General features: G+C 57.2%; 21 protein-coding genes and 1 pseudogene. 14 read left to right on the top strand and 8 right to left on the bottom strand.

What is annotated here, in order from left to right; all coding sequences use genetic code 11:
* Positions 1–2: 2 nt before the first annotated feature.
* Positions 3–178 (top strand): annotated as a pseudogene (locus ACZ9DP_RS19095) (ISAzo13-like element transposase-related protein); the annotation flags it as partial.
* Positions 179–612: 434 nt separating this feature from the next.
* Here the strand turns inward: ACZ9DP_RS19095 and ACZ9DP_RS19090 are convergent.
* On the bottom strand, positions 613–813 hold the full coding sequence (locus ACZ9DP_RS19090; RefSeq protein ID WP_476205409.1) for a helix-turn-helix domain-containing protein: 201 nt from the start codon (positions 811–813) through the stop codon (positions 613–615).
* Positions 814–868: 55 nt separating this feature from the next.
* Positions 869–1,504, bottom strand: coding sequence for an AraC family transcriptional regulator (locus ACZ9DP_RS19085; RefSeq protein WP_476203274.1), 636 nt, complete (start codon positions 1,502–1,504; stop codon positions 869–871).
* Positions 1,505–1,765: 261 nt separating this feature from the next.
* Between ACZ9DP_RS19085 and ACZ9DP_RS19080 the strand changes: the two genes are divergently transcribed.
* From ACZ9DP_RS19080 to ACZ9DP_RS19065, 4 genes are all read left to right on the top strand, one after another.
* Positions 1,766–2,833, top strand: coding sequence for an IS110 family RNA-guided transposase (locus ACZ9DP_RS19080; RefSeq protein ID WP_476199890.1), 1,068 nt, complete (start codon positions 1,766–1,768; stop codon positions 2,831–2,833).
* A 269-nt stretch (positions 2,834–3,102) separates the two neighbouring features.
* Entirely contained in the window at positions 3,103–3,870 is a 768-nt protein-coding gene (locus ACZ9DP_RS19075; RefSeq protein WP_476203273.1) for an SDR family NAD(P)-dependent oxidoreductase, read from the top strand.
* A 61-nt stretch (positions 3,871–3,931) separates the two neighbouring features.
* Positions 3,932–4,711 carry an alpha/beta fold hydrolase gene (locus ACZ9DP_RS19070; RefSeq protein WP_476203272.1) on the top strand — a complete coding sequence of 260 codons (780 nt, stop codon included), beginning with the start codon at positions 3,932–3,934 and terminating at the stop codon, positions 4,709–4,711.
* A complete protein-coding gene (locus ACZ9DP_RS19065) occupies positions 4,668–5,123 on the top strand; it encodes a hypothetical protein (protein ID WP_476203271.1) in 456 nt (151 codons plus the stop codon). Before ACZ9DP_RS19070 ends, ACZ9DP_RS19065 begins: the two co-directional genes overlap by 44 nt.
* A 383-nt stretch (positions 5,124–5,506) precedes the next feature.
* Here ACZ9DP_RS19065 and ACZ9DP_RS19060 read toward each other — a convergent pair whose 3' ends face one another.
* The 4 genes from ACZ9DP_RS19060 to ACZ9DP_RS19045 form a co-directional block, all read right to left on the bottom strand.
* Complete coding sequence (locus ACZ9DP_RS19060) at positions 5,507–5,815, bottom strand: HigA family addiction module antitoxin (RefSeq protein ID WP_476203270.1); 309 nt, start codon at positions 5,813–5,815, stop codon at positions 5,507–5,509.
* A gap of 8 nt (positions 5,816–5,823) precedes the next feature.
* Complete coding sequence (locus ACZ9DP_RS19055; RefSeq protein WP_239597681.1) at positions 5,824–6,120, bottom strand: type II toxin-antitoxin system RelE/ParE family toxin; 297 nt, start codon at positions 6,118–6,120, stop codon at positions 5,824–5,826.
* A 621-nt stretch (positions 6,121–6,741) separates the two neighbouring features.
* On the bottom strand, positions 6,742–6,933 hold the full coding sequence (locus ACZ9DP_RS19050) for a DUF3008 family protein (RefSeq protein WP_022716877.1): 192 nt from the start codon (positions 6,931–6,933) through the stop codon (positions 6,742–6,744).
* Positions 6,934–7,046: 113 nt separating this feature from the next.
* Positions 7,047–8,066: a Gfo/Idh/MocA family protein gene (locus tag ACZ9DP_RS19045; RefSeq protein WP_476203269.1), complete on the bottom strand. Its 1,020-nt coding sequence runs from the start codon at positions 8,064–8,066 to the stop codon at positions 7,047–7,049.
* A gap of 535 nt (positions 8,067–8,601) precedes the next feature.
* Here ACZ9DP_RS19045 and ACZ9DP_RS19040 point away from each other — a divergent pair.
* The 6 genes from ACZ9DP_RS19040 (at position 8,602) to ACZ9DP_RS19015 (ending at position 14,883) form a co-directional block, all read left to right on the top strand.
* The gene (locus ACZ9DP_RS19040; RefSeq protein WP_476203268.1) at positions 8,602–9,579 is read left to right on the top strand and encodes a TRAP transporter substrate-binding protein; all 978 of its coding nucleotides are present in this window, start codon (positions 8,602–8,604) and stop codon (positions 9,577–9,579) included.
* Positions 9,580–9,729: 150 nt separating this feature from the next.
* The gene (locus ACZ9DP_RS19035; protein ID WP_476203267.1) at positions 9,730–10,308 is read left to right on the top strand and encodes a TRAP transporter small permease; all 579 of its coding nucleotides are present in this window, start codon (positions 9,730–9,732) and stop codon (positions 10,306–10,308) included.
* A gap of 4 nt (positions 10,309–10,312) precedes the next feature.
* Positions 10,313–11,593: a TRAP transporter large permease gene (locus tag ACZ9DP_RS19030; RefSeq protein ID WP_074069371.1), complete on the top strand. Its 1,281-nt coding sequence runs from the start codon at positions 10,313–10,315 to the stop codon at positions 11,591–11,593.
* A gap of 9 nt (positions 11,594–11,602) precedes the next feature.
* Entirely contained in the window at positions 11,603–12,376 is a 774-nt protein-coding gene (locus tag ACZ9DP_RS19025; RefSeq protein WP_476203266.1) for a FadR/GntR family transcriptional regulator, read from the top strand.
* 190 nt (positions 12,377–12,566) lie between these two features.
* Positions 12,567–14,477 (top strand): adenylate/guanylate cyclase domain-containing protein, encoded by a 1,911-nt coding sequence (locus ACZ9DP_RS19020; RefSeq protein WP_476203265.1) that lies wholly within the window; start codon positions 12,567–12,569, stop codon positions 14,475–14,477.
* 133 nt (positions 14,478–14,610) lie between these two features.
* Positions 14,611–14,883, top strand: coding sequence for a DUF982 domain-containing protein (locus ACZ9DP_RS19015; RefSeq protein ID WP_476203264.1), 273 nt, complete (start codon positions 14,611–14,613; stop codon positions 14,881–14,883).
* A 206-nt stretch (positions 14,884–15,089) separates the two neighbouring features.
* Here the strand turns inward: ACZ9DP_RS19015 and ACZ9DP_RS19010 are convergent, their stop codons facing one another.
* A complete protein-coding gene (locus tag ACZ9DP_RS19010) occupies positions 15,090–16,844 on the bottom strand; it encodes an ABC transporter ATP-binding protein (RefSeq protein WP_476203263.1) in 1,755 nt (584 codons plus the stop codon).
* Between the two features lie 442 nt (positions 16,845–17,286).
* Here ACZ9DP_RS19010 and ACZ9DP_RS19005 point away from each other — a divergent pair, with 442 nt between their 5' ends.
* Positions 17,287–18,261 (top strand): mitochondrial fission ELM1 family protein, encoded by a 975-nt coding sequence (locus ACZ9DP_RS19005; RefSeq protein WP_476205407.1) that lies wholly within the window; start codon positions 17,287–17,289, stop codon positions 18,259–18,261.
* On the opposite strand, the gene ACZ9DP_RS19000 is transcribed toward ACZ9DP_RS19005, so the two are convergent.
* Positions 18,262–19,176, bottom strand: a complete 915-nt coding sequence (locus tag ACZ9DP_RS19000) for a glycosyl transferase (RefSeq protein WP_476203262.1) — start codon at positions 19,174–19,176, stop codon at positions 18,262–18,264.
* Positions 19,177–19,438: 262 nt separating this feature from the next.
* On the opposite strand from ACZ9DP_RS19000, the gene ACZ9DP_RS18995 reads away from it, so the two are divergent.
* Both ACZ9DP_RS18995 and ACZ9DP_RS18990 read left to right on the top strand, forming a co-directional pair.
* Positions 19,439–20,155 (top strand): membrane-anchored protein, encoded by a 717-nt coding sequence (locus ACZ9DP_RS18995; RefSeq protein ID WP_476203261.1) that lies wholly within the window; start codon positions 19,439–19,441, stop codon positions 20,153–20,155.
* Between the two features lie 273 nt (positions 20,156–20,428).
* Entirely contained in the window at positions 20,429–22,357 is a 1,929-nt protein-coding gene (locus ACZ9DP_RS18990; protein ID WP_476203260.1) for an acyltransferase family protein, read from the top strand.
* The last annotated feature ends 169 nt before the right edge of the window (positions 22,358–22,526 follow it).

Raw genomic sequence — 22,526 nt, 5'->3', positions numbered from 1 at the left:
CCCTCGGCCACAACGTGGTGGCTATCTGTTGCGGCAGATGGGTTACATTCTGCGGGCCAACCGCAAGGCCCGCGAGGGAATAAACCATCCCGCCCGCGATGCGCAGTTTGGCTACATCAACGATCGGGTGAAAGAGGCGCTGGCGGTAGCTGAGCCGGCGATCTCGGTCAACACCAAGTTCAGCAGGGTCAATCTCAACGGATTCCGGGTTTTCCCGATAGCTCCGACCGTAGACAAACTGCCCCACGTTTGTGCCTCGCCGATCCTGCTTTAGCGAAAAGCGGCCAGCGGTTACCGGCTTGGACTTTTGTGGAAGGCTTATAAACAAAGCAATCCGAAGGACCGTCGTAAGCGGTGTCCCGGTCGCACCTTGACCAAGATGCTTTAGGTAGTTTCGAGGATTGCCGCCATAACGGGACGGCTGCTTCGCGGCCAATACCGGACTTTGCAAAGATGCTGATGCGGGCGGCATTATTGGCGACTAGGCAAAACCCGGCGGTGTAGCCGGGCGAGACCCACAGTGCTTTCGAGGGCATATATTCGGCCGGACCGTCGGCGTTCGAACGACGGAAAGATTTGTCAGCCGCTGTTTCAGCGTGCGCGCTGAAACAGTCAGGCCGACAGAAGCTTTCCGATGTCTCGGCGTGGCGGAGCCCCGAACAGCCGGGAATATTCCCGGCTGAACTGTGAGGGGCTGGCATAGCCCACCTCAAAGGCGACCGTTTCCGCCGACATTTCGCGCGAAAGCATCAGCCGGCGCGCCTCCATCAGGCGGATCTGCTTTTGAAACTGCACCGGTGTCATCGCGGTCATTGCCTTGAACTGACGATGGAAGGCGGTTGGGCTCAGGCCGGCGAGCGCGGCAAGATCATCGACGCGCCACCTGCTTGTCGAAATTGCCCCGCAATGCGTGGATCGCTTCGACCAAACGCCGGTTTCGCTCCGCGCCGACGACCATGCGGGCGAAGACAGCGCCATGTGGCCCGGCCAGCAGGCGGTAGCAGAGTTCGCGCTTGACGCCGGGATAGAGCAGCGGGATTGCCTGCGGCTCGCCAAGCAGGCTGACGGCACGCGCGGCGCAGCCGAGGATCGCCTCGTTGAGCTCCATAACGAAGGCGGCGGCATGCTCGTCGGAGGCCGGAGTGGGCGGTGCCTCCATGCTTTCATAGACTTCGCGTAGGATTGCCTGGTCGAGTTCGATGACGGCGCTGAGATAGGGCGCATCCGGCGCGCCGTGCACCACCTGGCTTGCACCCGGCATCTCGACGCTGACGACCATGGCCTGGCTGGTGCGATAATGGAGCCTCCGTTCGCCGAACGTCGTCCATTTCGCGCCCTGCACCACGATGCAGAGCGCCGGCCGGTGGATCAGGTGGTTCGGATGCCGCTCGGAGAAGGATCGGAGCAAGGCCAGTCCGTCGATCGCGGTGAAATAGGGGCTCCCGTTTCCATGAGCCGCAAACGCGGCGACGACGGCATCATGCAACATCGAAAGAGTGCTCAATCGGATTCCCCGCAAATCTGGAATTCCAAATTAACGCCGGAGGCAGGATCAGGCAAGAAAGAAGCCGGTTCCGGCATGTTCGCCCGTGCTTCGCCCTCTTATGTTCACCGTCATCAATCAAAGGAGGTGACATGAAAGAGGCCGCCTTCACCGATAGAACGGATCACTGAGATGCAGGTGATGGTCGAGGGACAGTCACGCTTCGAGCCTTTCGGCTTACCTTGTTGGGGTTCGCAAGATCTCAATAAAGGAGTTGGAAGCATGACTGCCTCTTATAATTACCATATCGGCGTCGACTACCACAAATCCTATAGCCACCTGGTGGTGCAGGACAGCAATGGCAAGACGCTGAGATCCGGCCGGGTGAAGAACGACCGCCAGTCTCTGGGTGGGTTTCTGGAACGCTACCGGGAGAATTCGCATGCGGTTGTCGAGGCCACCCGCAACTGGATGGTGATCTACGATTGGCTCGACGACATTTGTGATGATGTCGTTCTCGCCCATCCCTGGAAGGTCAAGGCGATCGCCGACGCCAAGATCAAGACCGACAAGATCGATGCGACGGTGCTGGCGCATCTGCTCAGAGCCGACCTGGTGCCGGAGGCCTGGGCTCCTGGAGAGCGAGCCCGCGAGCTGCGCGTCGCCCTTCGTGAGCGGATGTTTTACGTGCGGCTGCGGACGATGACGAAGAACCGTATCGTCACGGTGTTTGATCGCTATCCGGAGCAGACGGCACAGTTGAAGAAGCTCGGCGACCTGTTCGGCAAGGCCGGCCGCATTCAGCTGGCGCAGGTGAAGGTCTCGGAGATCGACCGCATCCAGATCGACCGTGGCCTCGACTTCATCGGCGACATCGACGTGCGGATCAAGCAGTCGGAAGCAACGATCCGGGCAATGACCAAGGCCAATACCAATGTGAGGCTGTTGAAGACGATCCCTGGCATTGGCGAGTTCTTCGCCCGGCTGATCGACGCCGAGATCGACGACCTAGCGCGGTTTCGCAACCCGAAGAAGCTTGCCGCCTATGCCGGACTGGTGCCGTCGACCTATTCCTCCGGCGGCAAGACCTTTCACGGCAAGATCATCAAGCAGGGCAACAAGTGGCTACGCTGGGCTTTCGTCGAGGCGGTCGCCCCGGCCATCGCCAGCGATGCGCAGCTGCGCGCCCAGTATGAGCAATTGAAGTTCAGAGGAGTGAACAAGGCGCGTGTTGCCATCGCGCGCAAGCTTTTGACGATCGCCTTCCAGATTCTGCGTGACCAGCGCGCTTACGAGCGGCGCGGTGACAGCCCCATGGAAAGCGCGTCGACGATATCCCGGTTGTCCTGATGGCCGTTTAGCGAGCCCGGCAGGACTGGGCTGCGCTCCTGAAGGAGAATGGGAAACCGGGAGCCGAACGTCACTCTGTGACCGAAGCTAACGCATTAGGTCACGCATTGGAGATTGGTACGAGAACCGACGGACGGCAATACTCTGTCCAGCGGAAGGAAGAGACTTAGCCGATCGGCGAAGAAAGCCGGTCAAAACCTAACCGAACCCAAGGAAAGCCGCCAGTTGAAGGCTTTTTGCCCCTTGTGTTCTTTCATTGGAGAACGGCGATGACACAGAATTCCGAACGCAAAATCGCAATCGTCACCGGCGGCAGCCGCGGGCTGGGCCGCAACACCGTGCTCAACCTTGCCAGACGCGGTGTCGACTCGATCCTCACCTACAATTCCAGCAGGGCGGAAGCCGAAAAGGTCGTGGCCCTGGTTGCTGAAGCCGGCGCCAAAGCCATTGCCCTCAAGCTCGACACCGGCGACGCCCACGGTTTCGACCCTTTCGTCGACGCCGTAAAGCGGGCGCTTGCCGATCTGGGCGCCGAGCGCTTCGACTACCTCGTCAACAATGCCGGAACCTCGCACCACAACAGCATCGAGGCGACGACGGAAGATGAACTGGACATGCTTTACAATGTGCACTTCAAGGGCGTTTTCTTCTTGACGCAGAAGCTTTTGCCGCTGATCAATGACGGCGGCCGGATCGTCAACCTGTCGAGCGGCCTGACTCGCATCATCGTTCCTGGCAGCGCTCCTTACGGTGCGATGAAGGGAGCGGTCGAGGTGCTGACCCGATACATGGCAAAGGAGCTGGGACCGCGTCGCATCGCCGTCAATGTCGTCGCGCCCGGCGCCATCCAGACCGACTTTAGCGGCGGTATGGTCCGCGACAATCCAGATCTGAACCAGCGTGTCGCCGAAATGACGGCGCTGGGCCGCGCCGGCCTGCCCGACGATGTCGGTCCGATGATTGCCTCGCTGCTCTCTGAGGACAACCGCTGGGTCAATGCCCAACGCATCGAGGTCTCTGGCGGCATGTCAATCTGAGATGCCGCTCCGGACCGAGTTGAAATAATCCTACCGCTTCGCAAACGATGGAGATTCGATCATGATGATGAACAGACGCACATTTTCGAAAACTTTGCTCGTCGGTGCTGCCACGTCATTTGTTGCGACGCATGCCGGCCTGGCCGCCACACACACGCCTCCAAAGGCGCGCAATGTCGTTCTCGTGCATGGACTTTTCGCCGACGGATCATGCTGGACCGAGGTTATCGCCCGGCTGCAAGCGAAGGGCCTAAACTGCACGGCGGTCCAGAACCCGCTCACCACGCTGCCCGATGCCGTGGCGGCCGCCCGGCGCATCCTCGACCGGCAGGACGGTCCGACTGTCTTTGTCGGCCACTCCTTTTCGGGGATGATCCTCACCGAAGCAGGCGTACATCCGAACGTCTCTTCACTGGTTTATGTCGCTGCCCGAGCACCGGATGCAGGTGAGGACTATGCAGCTTTGGCAAAAACCTACCCGACACCACCCGCAACCGCGGGCATTGTCTTCGACGGCGACGAAGGACGGCTGACGGAAGAAGCGTTCCTGCGCGATTTCGGGGGCGACCTTCCCGAGGCCAGGGCGAGGGTTCTCTATGCCGTTCAACAACCATTCCGAAAGGCGTTGCTCACCGGCAAAACCTCAAACGCTGCTTGGCGCTCCAAGCCAAGCTACTACGCCGTTTCGACGCAAGATGGGACGATAAATCCAGACCTGCAGCGTTTCATGGCCAGACGCATGGGCGCTAAAGCCATCGAACTCAAATCCAGCCATCTGTCGCTCATTTCGCATCCGAATGAGATCACCAAGCTCATTCTGGAAGCTGCCGGGCAATCATGACATTGGATCCCCTGACGCCGGGCGAGCCGATATTCCGAGCCTGACCGCTGCCGGCAAGGCCAACGGGGAGATCGCCGAGGCACTCGGAAAAACGCCGGCCCGGATGGCCGCGAAGGATGACGAATTGCGGCGCGGATATCAAAGCCTGAAGCTAGAGTTGGAGTCGACAAACGAGATCGGCATCGAGGAATACCTAGCCCAGAACGCACCGTTCATCGGACCGTCTTTAGAAATTGTCATCCAATGTTCTTTCTGTCGTGCTGACCTGCCGCTGAGGTGTTCGTGCCCTTTCGAAAGCTTTCCCTTCCTGATCTGTTTCGGGATCGGCAACGTGCGGGAGGTGTTCCGTAAGGCCATATGCCAAAAGCAGGGCGACATCGGCAATGTAATGCGCTTTTCCATGATACCTTGAAAGCTCCTTATGTGCCGTAAAGTAACCTCAAGAGAACATTTGCAGCATGTCAACCAATGTCAGCTCTAGGTGTCGTCAAGGTAACCTTCTTCGATGAGCACACAAACCACGGACGAAGGAACGGTCCTTGTGGCAAGAACAAGTGGCTTTCCGATGTTCCGCTCTACATCAAGGAGCGACAGGAGCAGCTACCGACGCCCAAGGTCAAGATCAACAGAGAGAAGAATGGTTACAAGCCGCGGGGTCGCAAGCCGGGCGGGAAGACTGATCTCGTTAATGATCCTGATGTCATTGCAAAACGGGAGAAGGCGCTCTCTCGCCCGCCGAGTGATGCGCTGCCACGGCGGATTCCCTCAAGCACAAAGCCTAGAGGTGCTTTCGGGCTATGCCGCTGTCGCCAGCGGCTTCGCGCGCTCGATCCGCGCCAGTTCCTTGGGGCTATGCATGGCATCCCATAAGTCGCTGCGCCGCTGCACGTTGAGCCAGAAGTCCGGGCTGTTACCAAACACGCGCGCCAGGATCAGGGCGGTTGCCGCCGTCACGTTACGCCGGTCGTTGCACAATTCGTTCACATGCTTGCGCTGGACGCCCATTGCCTCGGCCAAGGCCGCCTGCGTCAAGTCGAGCGGCTGCATGAATTCTTCCATCAGGATTTCGCCGACCGTCGCCGGCTTACGCTTGGTCATCAGCATCTGTCACCTCATCGATAGCTATGGTCGTCAAGATAGACCTCGGACGCCTCGCCACGACTGCCATCCCATCGAAAGACAACCCGCCATTGCCTGTTGACGCGGATTGAATGCAAACCCTCGAGATTGCCGCGTAGTTTCTCGAAATGGTTACTGGGCGGCACACGCAAGTCCTGATCGGTCGTCGCGTCGTCGATCATTTGGAGTTTGCGGAACAACCGGCTTTCGAGGTCGGCTGGAATGTTCCGGGAGTGGACATCCTCCACAAAGTAGGCCCGCAACCATTCGTCCCGAAAACCGACGATCATTCATATCTCCGATTTCGAGTGAATGTACCACTCTATGCCTCATTCTGCAAGCGCGGGAAATAATCGTGTACCCTTTGCTGGTCTTACTGAAGGTCACTGATCTGAACTTCGCAGTTGCCCCCTCTCGCCTGATGCAGGGGAATGAGCGACTGATCTGACACCCTCAAAACTTGAAGCAGTGGCGCGTCTCACCCGCCCTTCCCTTGCAACCCGGCCCAGCCGCTCAGGTCGGGGGCTTTCGTCAGCGCAAGCGGAGAGGTCGAGTGTCGCATTCTAATGGATGAAGACGCTGGATGTGACGTTTCTACTTTGCGCCCAAACGGACATTCCAACCTTGCCGCACAGGCCATCTACGGGAAGCTCGGACGTCGTGCGCTCCGCAAAGGCTCGAGTGTCATCACGAGCAAGGCGGTTCGACTTCACCTGGCCGTCAAGCAGGCCAGCCGACGATGGCTACCGACACGGCGAACTAGCGGAACAGCTCGCCGGAGATGCCGGGGATGAAGGCCACCGGCACTGCTCGACCGGAACACCGGCAGCCGAAGCGCAGAAACATGGCCCAGGGACGAAAATAGAGCCTCGTTTGCGTTCTGACCGATGGTCGTCTTTGACGCAGTTTTCCTACCCCTTCCGGGAGGCGTGTTCTGGCTTTCCTTTGGTCTTGGTCGCGGCAAACTCCTCGAGCTGTTTTTCGCTCATGGATTTGACCATCTGCTTGGAAGCCCCCTTGAGTTCGCTTTTCGGCGTTTCGCCTCGCTTTGCGGAAAGGGCTGCTCCAGCCGCCTTCTGCTGTGCCTTGGATTTTGCTGGCATGTCGGTTTCTCCTTTCCACGCTCAACTCCGGCGAAGAAGGATAGTTCCTGAGCCAGTGTTAAGGAGCACCAGACGGGGCTTGCCGATGCCGGCTGGGTGCTTCCGGAAACGCTTTACGGACGTTCCGGCTGGCCGCTTTGGGCGGCGGCGAGAATGGCGTCAATGAGGCGGTGAACCTTCAGTGCCTCGCGCCCGCTGACGCACGGCTCGCGTCCATCCTCAACGGCATCGAGAAAATCGGCAAGCACGGAGCGATGATGGTCGTGCGGGAAGGCCATGGGATCGGCGCCGGCACCGCCTGCTGCTTCGTCTTCGATTGAGATTTCGGTTCCATCGTGGAAGGAAGCGGCAAGACAGCGCCCGTCAAGGCGGGCCATGCCGCGCGTGCCGATGACGTCGATCTCGTCCGGATAACCGGGGTAGGCACAGGTGGTAGCGCTTACCGCGCCAATTGCTCCGCTTTTAAAGCGAATGGCCGCCATCGCCAGATCTTCCGTTTCCATGCGGTGCACCTTGCTGGTTGTCGTATAGGCTCTGACCTCCTCCGGAAGGCCGGCGAGCGCAACCAGAAGGTCAAGTGTATGGATGGCCTGGGTCAGAAGCACCCCGCCACCATCGCGAGCCCGCGTGCCGCGTCCCGGCTGCTCATAGTAGCTTTGCGGCCGCCAGTTGTGGAGACGCGCCGAAGCGCTGACGATCTCGCCGAGGCGCCCTTCATGGATCAGTGCGGCAAGTGCAATACTGACCGGGCGAAAGCGATGCTGAAGCACGATGCCAAGCTTTATGCCGGCCTGCTCCGTTACCTCGACCAGCGCCCTCGCCCGCTCCTGTGTGATCTCCAGCGGCTTTTCGAGAAGCACATGCTTGTTTGCTTCGGCTGCCCGCCTCACCAGCTCAAGATGCGTATTGGGCGGCGTCAGGATCATGACCGCGGCTATCGACGGGTCGGCAAATATTGTCTCGGCCTCCTCGCAAGTCGCAAAACCGTAAGTTTCTGAAAATACTTGCCGCTTCGCAGGCGTCGGGCTGAAGGCGGCAGCGACCTCCACCTTATCTTTAAGATCGAGCAGCCCTTTGGCATGCGGCGCCGCTGCCATGCCGAGACCGATCAGCCCGATGCGCAATTTTGCCATCTCAGTCTCTCCGTCAGCTCGTTCAGTCGGTCGATACAGGAATGCCCGCATTCAGCTGCTTGTCAACGTCCTCGATGTGGCCGGTCTCCATCTTCCCCTGCCTGAGTTGTCCCGCGCCTTGACGACGAGAGCCCGGCGCGGCGGCGCAAAAATTCATCATACAAGTGCGTAGGTTTTGTATGTTGACATTACACCTTGCTGGTTCTAGCCATAATGAGCCGGTTGGAGGAGCGGCAAGAATGAGGGGGCTTTTCGATCCAAATCTTCTGTATCCAGGAGAAGAACGCACGCGCCTCTATGCAGAGGTATGCAGTGCGCGCCATCGTGAGCCCGATGGGCACCGAGATATGTCGGCAGGTCCTCGATGAGCCCTTTTCTAATTCCGCGCAGCTTCTCAATCGTGGCGGACCACCGGCGTCCGATCGCGGGAGATCGCCGGAAGGAGGACGAAAGCTTTGCGACGGCCTTCCTTAGGCGCCAAAGAAGGCGTACCGGCTTTAAAACTTTAAAGCGTCATGCAAAACGGGAGGAAAGCATGAAAAACTTAGTTAAACTGGCAGCGGGTCTTATGGTTGCCGCCTCATTCATGAGCAGCGCGGCCAGAGCTCAAACGGTGCTGAAGTCGTCCGATACGCATCCGGACGGCTATCCGACCGTCGAGGGCGTCAAATATTTCGGCGAGCTGGTGAAGGAGCGCACAAAGGGCCGCTATTCGGTCGAAGTTTATCATTCCGCCCAGCTCGGCGAGGAGAAGGACACGATCGAGCAGGTGCGTTCGGGCGTGATTGAGCTGAACCGCATCTCGATGGCGCCGTTCAACGGGACGGTGAAGGAAACCATCGTTCCGGCGCTGCCCTATGTCTTCCGTTCGGAAGACCACATGCACAAGGTCATGGACGGCGCGATCGGCGACCAGATCAAGAAGGCGTTCGAACCGGCCGGCCTCGTGGTACTGGCATATTATGACGCCGGCGCGCGGTCGTTCTATAACAAGACGAAGCCGATCAGCACGGTTGCCGACATGAAAGGCTTAAAGTTCCGCGTTATCCAGTCCGACATCTTCGTTGACATGGTGGCGGCGCTGGGCGCCAACGCCACGCCGATGCCCTATGGCGAAGTGTACTCGGCGATCGAAACGGGCGTCATCGACGGCGCGGAAAACAACTTCCCGAGCTACGACACCGCCAAGCACGCCGAAGTGGCGAAGAACTACTCGCTTGACGAACACACGATCCTGCCGGAGGTGTTCGTCATGAACAAGGTCGCGTTCGACAAGCTGACGCCGGAGGATCAGGAGATCTTCAAGCAGGCAGGCAAAGACAGCGTCGCCAAGCAGCGCGAGCTTTGGGCAGCCAAAGTCGCTGAATCGCGCGCCAATGTCGAAAAGCTCGGCGCCCAGATCACAACGCCGGACAAGCAGGGCTTCATCGACGCCATGGCCCCGGTTTACGAAAAGCACGTCAAAGACGACGTGCTGAAGAAGATGGTCGAGGATGTAAAGGCGGTGCAGTAGCCGCACCTTGCCTTCCTTTGTTTGCGGGAAGGCGACGTAAGCTCCCGGGGTGGGTAGTGATCTCCACCCCGGATCATCCGCCGTTTCCCGCATATCTTCATCGATGCTCCCGATAAGGGAGAGTAAACACCCAATTCGACGAGGTTCTTTATGTCGAATAGCCTGACACCCGCCGTCAACTTCCTGGCCCGTCTGAGCAACGCCGCCCTGTGGCTCGCCGGCGGCGGCCTGGTGTTGATGACGGCCTTCGTCGCCTGGCAGGTATTTTGCCGCTACGTGCTGAACGACTCGCCGAGTTGGACGGAGCCGGGCTCCGTCATGCTGATGAGTTGGTTCATCTTCCTCGGCGCTGCCGTCGGTATCCGGGAGAACAACCACCTTGGTTTCGACGTATTGCTCTACGTGCTGCCGAAATCCGGCAAGCGCGTCCTGCGCATGATCTCGGACGTGGTCATTCTCGCCTTCGGCGCCGGCATGATCTGGTACGGCGGTGCGCTCATGAGCCTGACCTGGAACACCACCTTGCCGTCCTTGGGTATTTCCGGCGCGTTCGACTATCTGCCGCTCGCCGGCGGCGGTGTGCTGGCCGTGATCTTCTCGCTGGAGCGCATCGTGCTCCGCCTCGCCGGCGAACCGATCGACGATGCGCTGGACGAGGTTTTGCCGGCCGAGATCGCCGTCGAGATCGAAAACATCAATGCCGACCCGAACGTGAATTTGAAAGTGTAGTACGATGGAACTCTGGATCCTGTTCGGTGTCTTCACCACTCTGATGCTGATAGGCACGCCGATCGCTTTTTGCCTCGGGGTCGCCAGCTTCGCCACGGTAGTCTACATGGGACTGCCGCCGCTGGTCGTCTTCCAGCGGCTCAATTCCGGCATGAGCGTGTTTTCGCTGCTCGCCATCCCCTTCTTCATCTACGCCGGCGACCTCATGGTGCGCGGTGGCATCGCGAGCCGCATCGTCTCCTTCGCTGCTTCCCTCGTCGGCCACGTGCGCGGCGGCCTCGGCCAAGTGAACATCGTCACTGCGACCTTGTTCGGCGGCATTTCCGGTTCGGCGGTGGCGGAGGCCGCAGCTGTCGGTGGCCTGATGATCCCGCAGATGAAGCAGCGCGGCTATGGCGCCGACTACGCCGTCAACGTCACTTCGATGGCGGCGCTGATCGCGCTGCTTCTGCCACCCTCCCACAACATGATCATCTATTCGATCTCTGCCGGCGGCAAGATATCCATCGCCGACCTGTTCACCGCCGGCATCCTGCCAGGCCTTTTGCTTGCAGCTGCACTCATGGTGACTGCCTACATCGTCGCGCGCTCGCGCGGCTATCCGACGGAGCCGTTCCCCGGCTTTACCATGGTGGCGCATCTGCTCGCTGTCGCGTTGCCCGGGCTCCTTTTGATCGCCATCATCTTCGGCGGGGTGAGGTCCGGCATCTTCACGGCGACGGAAAGCTCGTGCATCGCTGTGCTCTACGCGCTGCTGGTAACCGTCTTCGTCTACCGCCAGATGAGCTGGAAAGACTTCGTCCACGCCACGCAAGGCGCCGTGCGCACAACGGCAATGGTGCTTTTGATCATCGGCACCGCCGCCGCTTTCTCCTGGCTGATGGCCTTTCTTAAGGTGCCTGCGTCGCTGGTGGTCTGGATGAAGGCCGTAGCCGACGATCCACTGACTGTGCTGCTCCTGCTCAATGTTTTGATGCTTGTGCTCGGCACCTTCATGGACATGGGACCGACGATCATCATCTGCACGCCGATCTTCCTGCCGGTGGCGCAGGCCTACGGCGTCGATCCGGTGCATTTCGGCGTGATCATGATCCTGAATTTCGGCATCGGGCTGAACACGCCTCCAGTCGGCGCGGTGCAATTCGTGGCTTGTGCGGTCGGCAAGATTTCCGTCTGGGAGGCTATGCGCTCGATCTGGCCGTTCTACGGTGCAGGCCTCGTGGTGCTCGGACTGGTCACCTACATCCCGGCCATTTCGCTGTGGCTGCCGGCTGCGTTCAAGTAGGAGAGCGACATGGCGGCCGATGCAGTCGTTGATTTGAGGATCGAGCGCAGGCCGAAACTCTCCGAAAGCGTGGTTTCGGCCATCCGCGCGCAGGTCTTGTCTGGGGAATACGCGCCCGGCCAGAAGCTGCCGACGGAGAGCCGGATGGGCGAGCTCTTCGGCGTCAGCCGCACCGTTGTCCGCGAGGCGATTGCGACCCTTGCCGCCGATGGACTCGTCGAGGCGCGGCAAGGCGCTGGGGTCTTCGTCAAGGACCACCCGACGCTTGCCTTCGGTTCGATCACGCTTGACGTCGGCAACAAGATCTCCCATGCGCTTAACATGATCGAGGTGCGCATGGGGCTCGAGATCGAAAGTGCGGGGCTTGCTGCGCTCCGGCGCAATGCCGCCCAGGAGGCACAGATCCACGAAGCTTTCTTCGAATTCGACCGGCTGCTTGAGCGTGGCGAGGCAACGGGCAAGAGCGATTTCGCTTTCCACCGCGCAATTGCAGCTGCCACGAACAACTCCTATTATGTCGAGGTTCTCGATGCACTCGGCATGCGGGCAATCCCCTGTGACGTCGCTTCGCCCTGGGGTACCGACAGCACGCTATCGCGCAACTACCAGGAAGGTCTGCAGCGCGAGCATCTGGCAATCCTGAAGGCGATTTCCACAAGCGACCCGGAAGCTGCCCGCGCCGCCATGCGCGCCCACCTGACCGCCAGCCAGGAACGCTATCGCGCGCTCATGAGCGGTCAGCAGGCAAAATGGATTTCAGGAACGGCAAAGCGCAAGGGCTGATATCCTTTTCTTCCAACCCGAAGGCAGCCGGTGTTGGCAGAGCCACGCTCACACCGAGCTCAAAATCTGGCGTCTGTTTCAAAGGGCCATGCAGATCGCATCCACGGCTGAAACCTTGTGCGCACTCAACTGTGAATGGCTGAAATCGCGACCATGCTGTAATCTTCAGCCGGAGTAACGAGGAGTGAACGTGGAACGAAAGCTCGCTGCAATCATGGCCGGCGACATCGCCGGATATAGCCGCCTCATGGCCGAGGATGAGGCGACGACCTATGCCGAGCTGCGTTCCGTTTTCGACGATATAATCAAGCCGTCGGTCGAGCGCCACGGTGGCCGAATTTTCAAGAGCGCCGGCGACGGGTTCCTTGCCGCATTTCCAAGCGTGAATGAGGCCCTTGATGCGGCTATCGGCATCCAGCTCGGCTTTGCCGAAAGTCCTTTCAATCTGCGTCTCGGTATAAATCTTGGAGATGTCATCGAGGATGATGGCGACATGTTTGGTGATGGCGTCAACGTCGCGTCGCGGCTTGAAGCCATGGCCGAGCCAGGCAGCATATTTGTGAGCGCTGCGGTCGTGCGGAGCGCCGACCGCGGTCGTAGTGACCTTTTCCACAGAATCGGATTACGGCAAGTCAAGAACATCCCGGAGCAACTTGAGGTATATGCGGTCAGGTTAGACGGCGCCAGCGGTAGCGGATCCAGGTGGCTCACGCGTGCCCTGCACCGGTCGCGCGGGGCGGTGCCCTATGCGATTGGCCTAAGCGTCCTCCTGCTTTTCATCGCAGCAAGCCAGGTTCTTGGATTGAAAGCGATGACAGAAACGATCGCCGACAGGGTTACTTGGCTGTCCGGCGTCGGAGACATGGATCGGCGTCCCTCAGTTGCCGTACTTCCCTTCGACAATATGAGTGGCGATACGGGACAGAACTATTTTGCCGATGGACTCACGGAAGACATCATCACGGAACTGGCACGCAATCCCGAGCTTCAGGTGATCGCTCGCAATTCCACATTCGCATTGCGTGGAGAGGCGGCCGATATTCGCGAAGTCGGCGAAAAGTTGGATGCCGGCTATATCGTGGAAGGCAGCGCGCGGCGAGTGGGTGATCAGCTTCGCGTCGTCGCGCAGCTGATTGATACGCGCAGCGGCGCCCATCTGTGGTCGAAAAGCTATGATCGCCGCGTTGAAGACGTCTTTGCCGTACAGACGGAACTCACGACCGAGATTGTTTCGCACCTCGTATCGTATGTTCGCGAATCTGAAGTTGCCGACGCCTCAAAGCGGCCAACCGAAAACCTGCAGGCCTATGATCTCGTCCTCCAGGCGCGCGACCGTTACAAACATGGGTCGAAAGACAAAGAAGCGCTTCTTGCCGCGCGAGCACTCTATCATCGCGCGTTGGAACTGGATCCGGGATATGCGTTGGCACGAGCCTACCTCGGCATGACCTACATCATCGACATGACGCAAGCCGTAAGCGGGCGAGCCACGATGGCGGACGTGGAAACGGGCTTGAGCGAGGCGCGACAGGCGATCCGTCTCGATCCCAACCTTGCCATTGGTTACCAGGTGTTGAGCTTCGGTCTTGCAGCCAGCGGTGATTATCCCGGCGCCATGCAGGCCGCGCGTCGCGCGGTGGAATTCAACCCCAACGACCCTGACAGCCTGATGGCCTTGGCAAAGGCGCAGGTCCGTTTCGGAGCTTACCGCGAGGCAGTCAGCAATGCCGAGCGCGCGCGGCGCCTACACCCTATGGCGCCGGAATACTACACCTATGTCCACGGCCAGGCACTTTATGCCGCTGGTCGTCTGGAAGAGGCAGACAGCGTCATTGGAGAGTGCCTGATCCGTGCGCCGCAGGACGCCGATTGCCTGCTGATCCGAACCGCATTGTTGGCAGGTCGCGGGGATGTGGCGGAAGCCCAGGTTGCAATGGCGCGATTGGTGCAAACCAAACCCGAGTTTTCGCTGGCCTCCGAACGCAACTATCGGCGCTTCGGAGATTCTCCTCTGATGGATCAGTTCCTACAGGATCTTTCCCGTGCAAAGGCTCCGGAAACCGCTTTGCGTTCAGGCTTTATCGAACGAAACACTGCATGAGCGCGGTAAGTGCCTCCCCCGCGTTCTTCTGTGCCTTCTGAATCGACGAGAAATTAATTCAGCCTCTGAATCCGCTTGCGCCTGCGCAGGATTCCAGCGAGTGTTAACTTGCCGATAGGTTGTGGTATGAGCCATGGACAGTGCGCAGTGGGTTCAGCCGGTAATGATCGTCTGCAAGGAAAGCGGACAGCTCTACACTGTTACAAATACCCGGGAAGCCCTCGATATCCTTCTCCGGTATTGGCCAGTCTCTGATGGCAAAGCATTTTTCGATGCCATGGAAGTATGCATCGGCGTGGCTGAGGGAAGAACGTCGAAAGAGCAAGCAAGGCAAGCCTTCATCGATGCCGCCCACGAGGCGCACATCCCCCTCGAAATTCCTGACGTCATCAGAGTGAGAGTCTGATTTTCCGTGCAATTCTAAGCTAAGCAGCTGGCTAGGATGCGTTTTTATCATATCGCATTCTTGCGGAAGCGCTTTGTGAGGTCACCGAAGGCATTGGACCGCGCCCTCGGCGATTATCGTTGGCGGCAGCTCCCGTTCGAGCACAAGGCACTACGGGTTTGCGGCGAAGACACCAAATTCCGCGCGAGTTCTGAACCGCAACGATTTTACGCACTGAATCCCAACTGGCTAAGCCGAGCGTAAAGACCGTCATCGAGCTTCGCAAGCGTCTCGTGATTGCCTTCTTCGACGACACGGCCCTGCTGCATGACGACGATCTTGTCGGCGCGCACAACCGTGGAAAGCCGGTGGGCGATGACGACGACGGTGCGGCCGGTCATCGCTTCGTCGAGAGCCCTTTGGACGGCAGCTTCGGATTCTGTGTCGAGAGCGGAGGTTGCCTCGTCGAGCAAGAGGATCGGAGCGTTGCGCACTAGCGCGCGGGCAATCGACAGGCGCTGGCGCTGGCCGCCCGACAGCGTCACGCCGCTTTCGCCGACGGGCGTATCGTAGCCCTGCGGCTGCGCCAAGATGAAATCATGCGCGTAGGCAAGCCGTGCGGCTTCCTCGACCTCGGCATCCGTCGCATCCGGCCGGCCATATCGGATATTGTTGCGGATCGAGCCTTCGAAGAGGTAGGGTTGCTGCGAGACATAGGCGAGCTGCTCACGCAGCGACTGTTTGGTGACATGGGCGATGTCCTGCCCGTCGATCAGGATCTCGCCGCCCCCCGGATCATAGAAGCGCGGGATCAGATTCATGATCGTCGATTTTCCGGCGCCGGACGGGCCGACGAGCGCTGTCGTCTTACCGCCTTCGGCGACGAAGCTGACGCCGTTGAGAACGCTATCGGCGCCATAAGCGAAGGAGACGTCGCGAAATTCGATCCGTGCCTCCGTCGGCCTCAGCGGCTTAGCATCCGACAGGTCGCGCTGGCGTGGCTCCAAGTCCAGCACTTCGTAGATCATCCGTGCGTGGACGGCCGCGCGCTCCATCTGCACCTGCAGCTTCGCAAGACGGCGCAGTGGATCGTAGAGCAGCAGCAGCGCCGTGAAGAAAGAGAAGAAGGCACCCGGCGGTACGTTGAAATAGATCGAGCGATAGGCAGCATAAGCAAGTAAACCGGCCAGCATGAGGCCGGCAAAACTCTCGGTTACGGGTGCATTGCGTTCGGATAGGCGGGCAAGGTGATTGGCTCGATTTTCGACCGCAATGATGACGTTTTCGACCCGGGCCTCCAGCGCGCGCTCCATCGTAAAGGCCTTAACCACGGAAATGCCCTGGATCGTCTCCTGCAAAGTTCCGAAGAAAATGCTGTTGAGCCGGATGCCCCTTGCCGCAACCTCTTTGAGGCGACGTGAAAAATACCTGAGCCCGAAGAGCAGCGCCGGTGCCATCACCAAAACGACGGTACTCAGCAGCGGGTCCTGATAGACCATCACTGCGAGCAGCGAGACGAAGGAGAGCATGTCCCTCGCCGTCGACGTAACCGTCAGATTGAGAACGTCGCGTATGCCGGAAATATTCTGGCTCAATAACCCAGCGACCTGCCCCGACCGTCGCTGGTCGAAAAACTCGACCGGAAGCGTCATTAGATGGGCCGCAAGCCGCTTCTGGTAGCGGGCGACGATACCGTTGCTGACCCTTGAAAGAGCAACAGCCTGACCGTAGCTTGCAAATCCTCGGATGACGAATGCGGCGAAGAGCGAGAGACAGATTAGCGCGACGAGCTCTGCGTCTTTACTGACGAAGGCCTCGTCGACAATGCTCTTCATCACGTAGGCCGTATAGGCAGTAGAAAGCGCGACCGCAGCCAGGCAGGCAATCGCGAAGCTATAGCCAGGAATATGGTCCCTAAAATTTTCGGAGACCACCCGCTTCAATATCTCAAGAGTGCGGACGTTCTGTTTTGCTGGAGACATGAGCGCTCGTATGAATTCCCCGCCGGCTCAGCCAAGCGATAAGGTTCGAGCTGGCGTCTTACCGGCCAATGACCGGAAAGTCGAGTATTCATCGCGCCTGACGAAACGGCGCGTCTGCCGGGAAGCATTCGGCTGATCGTCTTGCATAGCCGTCAGATTCCTATAGACCCTGCGGAGGAACGCGACTGCCATTAAGTCTAGAATGGGGTCGGGCAGCAGATTGACGTCACGCTGCTGCCACGAGATCACGTGGCCGTCCTCGTTCTGTTTGCCGCCTTGGGACATTGCCAGACACGAAAAATGTCGCAGAATCCTGATCTGCTCTCGCTACTCACTTGGTGAACCTCACTTGGAATCCGTGAGACGGCTTGATAACAACATGACCTCGGAAAACAACGGAAGGGACTACGTCAGCCACGTGGTTTCAAACAGGGCAATTAGAATGGATCCGGTCAAGAGCGACCTGCTCAACGCATGGGTTGTGAGCGAGTCCAAGATTGGTACGATGTCTCAATGCACCGGCGTAGCGAATAATTTTGGTGGGCCAGTCCTTCAAAAACCCGTTGTAGTAAAACACGGCATCTCAAAATATTTTTCGCCGCGTTTGTTCTCTTTGCGAGAAGCAAGGCCTGATGTCATCATTTCCTGTGGCTTTAGGTCTGAAAGCCACGTCATAAAGATGAAACGAGCCTTCAAAAGCCGGCCGTTTATAGTGCATCTCCAGCGTCCGAGGGTATCCGGTTATGATTTGGTTTTCGTATCCAATCATGACTGGACAAATGAGTTCGATGAACTGCCGCAATACGAGCGGATGGTAGGCGTGCCACACCGGCTCCGGGCCGAAGAGATACTGCTGCGGCGGGAAAATGCCAGGCGCCGGTATAGTCCGCAGGGGCGCAAAATAGCCTCCGTGTTCGTGGGGGGTTCAAACGGTGCCTACGTTTATGACGATCGAGCGATAAGCGGCATTCAGGACGCAGTTAGAACTCTTGCAGACGGCGACTGGCAAGTTCTCGTGTCAACATCTCGAAGATCCGACGATGAGACTTTGCGAAGACTACGCGAGATTGCATCGCCAACCGTCACCGTTTGGGATCGATGTGAGCCAAATCCTTACATTGACTACGTCGCGGCGGCTGACGCCTTTCTCATCACAAAGGATTCAGTGACAATGCCATGCGAGGCGCTAGTGACCGGCCTACCGGTATATTCCTTGGATCTGTCAGCTGTTCCCGGCGATAGGCTGGTGAAGTTTGAGCGCTTTCATCGGGATCTGCGAGAAACATTGAAGTTGACGCGGTCGTTCGAAGGTCGACTTGAGGCTTATTCGTATTCACCGCTAAATGAAGCCAAGCGTATAGCGCGCGTCATTGAACGAAGGATCAGGTTCCAACCCGGCCCATTGACTGGAGAATAGTCAGTCGTTTTCGAAGCGTCCGTCGTAGCGATAGCCGATTTTCAGCAATGCGGAAACGGGCGAAAAACAATCCAATTCAATGGACTTTCTACCTGCATACTGCTTTGCCGCAGCGAAGAACGCGAGAATACGATGCTCTGCCGATAGTATTCCAGTATAAGCGGAGGAGGCTTCATTTTCGTAGAACCGAGGGAGATTCGCGTTCGAAATATCTATACCAAAAAGGCCAATGCGCGTCGCGCCCGACGCTAACGCAAATTGCATGGCAGTTGCGGCGACAGAGCCCGCGGGGAATACGCCTTTGTCAGGATCTATCGATACTGCCGAATTCTCACTCCGGAAAAGCAAGCCGCTCTGAACAGCCCCTTCTGAACGTCGTTTTTCCCCATAAGGTGCAAGAATGTTTCTGATGAGCACTACCTTTCTGTCTCGAAGCCAGGCACTGTCAATCTCACAAATCGCTCGAATGACACTGATCGATAGTAAACATGGGACGTTCTGAGGAACCTTCTCCTTAAGGAGAGTGAAATGCCTCCACACGAAGCGCTCATCCTCCACAACTACAGCGAGCGGCTCTTGTATCTTTGATCCAATAAGGTTTATCGCTCCGTTGAGTAACAACGCACTGCCCGCCGGTATCTTCTCAATTGCGCAATGGTTGATTGACGGGCCGCTGCCGACGATAAAAACACAGTCAGGTTTGTTTAGATTGACATCAGCAAAAGCCAGCGTTTCAACAATATCGACCGACCGATAACGAATTAAGGCTTGTTGCCGCTCCTCGAAGGAAATGATTTTGAGACCCGGCAGCCAATCTTGAAAATGGCTTTTAGATCGGCCGAGAAACAGCCTAACGCCGATTTTGATTATGGATCGTGCCAACGGGCGGTTTGCTGAGTGAAATATCTCTCCCATGACAACGCTACCTGATCGTTTCATTAGCAAGGCCGAGCGGGCACTTGAAATCTTCGCTATCTGTAGCGTCTCCTGAAGGCCGCCCGCGCGCGTGATTGTTCAAAGTGTGGTCTCTGCAAGTTATTGGCTTGCGACCACTAGAAGTGTCAAGGTAATAATCCCGACGAGAACAAAGCCGTATCTCACTGCCGAACGTCGAACTGACCGGTGGAAAACTGGCTGTCACGCGAAATGCCTACCTCTGTGAAATCCTTGAGTTATTATGAGCATTAGTCAACTTCGCAAGCGGGTGTACCGAACACTAAAATACAAACTTGCACGGCCAAGCCCTCCGGATTTACGCAGTCCGTTTCGCGGTCCCGTAGTCGTGGTTGGATCTGCCCCGCAAGCAAATCTCCCTGCTGGATTAGATCGCAATTTTAGCATTGTGACAGTCAACGGGTCTCAGGCTGTCACAAAAAACTGGGGCATCGAGAGACCAGACATTACGTTCATGCAATTCAACCAGATCAGAGGTCAAAATACCAATGCGGTTGAGGTTCGCCGGGTGCTCCGGGGGCAGTCCACAAAGGCCTTATATGTCTTTCTCTGGCCGGAGGGTGAGGAAGCACTCAGAGCGGGCTTGAGCGCATTTCACTACCAGTACGAGAGTCTAACGCTTGTCAACAAATACGAAAGAATGGCGCTACTCGATAAAGTTTGTGGCCTAAAGACTGCGGAAATGGACGCGAGTGAAAAGTGCTCCAACGGGGTAAATGCGGTGCTGTTTGCCTTTTGCCATGGCGCGAGTGAAGTCATAATTACCGGTATTAATCCTCGATCCACCGGTCATGTGTACAACAACGAAAATCTTGGTCGACTTCATCAAACGATGGACGAGATGGTTTTCAGTAAGCTGTTGCGCGATGGGTGGCCGCTTTACACCGCGGATCCTCAAGTTTCTTCAGCGATCGGCATACCGCTATGGATGCCGGCGTAATGCGCGAATGCGACGTATAGCCACACTAGGTTGATGGAATGCGCAGATTCACGGGAGACCCGGAACTTCGCAAGGCGGTCCCTGCCGGAGGGTAGTGGCAGGTCACAATGATGGGATAGTCGAGTATTCTCAAGCTTGACAACGGGGCGTGGCTTCGGAAGCGAATCCGGCTGATGGTCGGAAGCGCCCCGATTGAAGGAGCCGCCTCGATATTGCTATTTTTGCTCATTCGAATATGACCTCGACTTCTCAATCATTCGAGGGCGCCGATTTATGAAGTACAGGACAGAGATCGAAGGACTTCGCGCCGTAGCTGTCTTGTCCGTGATTGTTTTCCATGCGTATCCAAATGCTCTGCCAGGAGGCTTTATCGGCGTCGATATATTTTTTGTGATTAGCGGCTATCTGATAACATCGATCATTTTAAGGGACATAGAGGCAGGAACTTTTAGCATCGCACGCTTCTTCGAAAAGCGTGCGCGGCGAATTCTACCCGCTCTTTTTTTTGTAATCGCATGCTGTGTACCGGCCGGGTGGTATTGGATGATGCCAGCGGAATTACGCGCGTTCTCGGATTCAGTTATTGCAGCATGCCTCTCGGTATCAAATATCTTCTTCTGGACAAAAAGTGGGTATTTTTCGCCTGAAACGGCCCAAATGCCGCTACTTCATACATGGAGCCTTGGGGTCGAGGAGCAGTTTTACGCGATCTATCCGTTTTTGCTACGTGTAATAGGCAAGAAGTCATACAAGAAGAACGCAACGCTACTATTTTTAGTCGCGGGAGCCACAGTCAGTATTATAGTAAGTTACATATGCTCGAAATATGTCCCCGAACTGAACTTTTATTTTCTTCCGACACGAGCATGGGAGTTTTTCTTTGGAGGGGCCTGCGCTGTCTTCACCGGCGGCCGACAACGCGATCATGGATGGTGGGCTTGCGCGGGGATCATCCTTATCGGCGCTGCGATTATCTGTTTCGATGAGAGCTCTCAGTTCCCCGCAGCAAGTCTAGCAGTAGCTGGAACATGTTTAATCCTAACATTTGCGAGAAGCGGGAATTTTGTAGGAAATAGCCTATCCCTACCACCTCTGGTGATGGTGGGCAGTATCAGCTACAGCGCGTACTTGTGGCATCAGCCCCTGTTTGCTTTTGCTAAAATTCGCAGCGTAGACGCGCCAAACGGAATGACGATGTTCGCTTTGATAGTCGTCTCCTTGGCATTGGCATATTGCACGTACCGTTTCATTGAGCTGCCGTTCAGACGCAAGCCTGATCAAGATATTCACGTTAGCAAAGGATTCTTCGGTGGCTGCGCTGTCTTTACAATCGCGCTTGTTAGTTTTGGAATCTACGGAAACCTCACAAAAGGCGCCCCATCCCGGCTACCACCTCAAATTTCTAGTTTTATTCAAGAGAACGCATGGAACCGACGCTGTCTAGCATTTAGGGATCCTTCTCCGCTCCAATTGCCGGAACCAAGTTGCGTTTATAATTCTGAGCATGATTCTAGCTACGCGATCGTAGGGGATTCCATAGCTTCGTCACTGAGCCCCTCTCTAGCCGCGCAACTCGATCGACACGGCATTGCTTTGGAGCAGATGACACATACCGCATGCGCTCCAATCGTGGGAATTAAGAGCAGTGGAGAGTCCGCACAAGGCTGTCCAAACTATATTCGGACTGCATTCGAACGTATCAAAGCCAGTGGGGTTAAAACAGTCATCCTAGCTGGGGCGTGGATCACGTTTTTCGACGAGAAGAACCTGGTGCTCAACAAACAACAAATCACGCTTGCATCTTCGAAGGGAAAAGCCATGGTGCGTGAAGCGCTTCAATCGACGGTGAATGAACTACAGGAAGCCGGCATTCGGGTTGTTTTGCTGTACCCTGTCCCCAGAGGAGATTCACAGGTTGTGGCCAAGGTCGCCAAACTAATGCTAACCGGCAACCCGAAGCCAACAGTTTCGGTTTCTAAGGAAAAATATTTTTCCCAGGCGAAAGATGCAGTTGATTACCTGGACAGCATTAAGGGCGGTAATATAATCAGGGTTTTCCCCTCGCATTCTTTTTGCAGCACAGCTGACAATAACTGTGTTTTAGCATCAGGAGGCCAAGCTTATATTTACGACAAACTTCACCTCACGAGGGACGGTGCAGATGTTGTCGCAAAGAATATCGTTGGCGCTCTAATTAATTGACCGAGCTCCAGGCGCATTGCCTCATATTATCGTCTTTTTAGGTGTTTAGAATTGGCGTTATCAAAGCCCTGCCTTACAGTCCGGCGAACTTATGGCCGACGATGGATAGATCCAGTTTTGGCCTTCTTACGGCACTCGATCTTCTTCCGCTTCTGCTCAAGGCAGGCAA

Source organism: Rhizobium sp. USDA 4016 (assembly GCF_056279705.1).
This window is presented reverse-complemented; position numbering and strand designations above follow the sequence as displayed.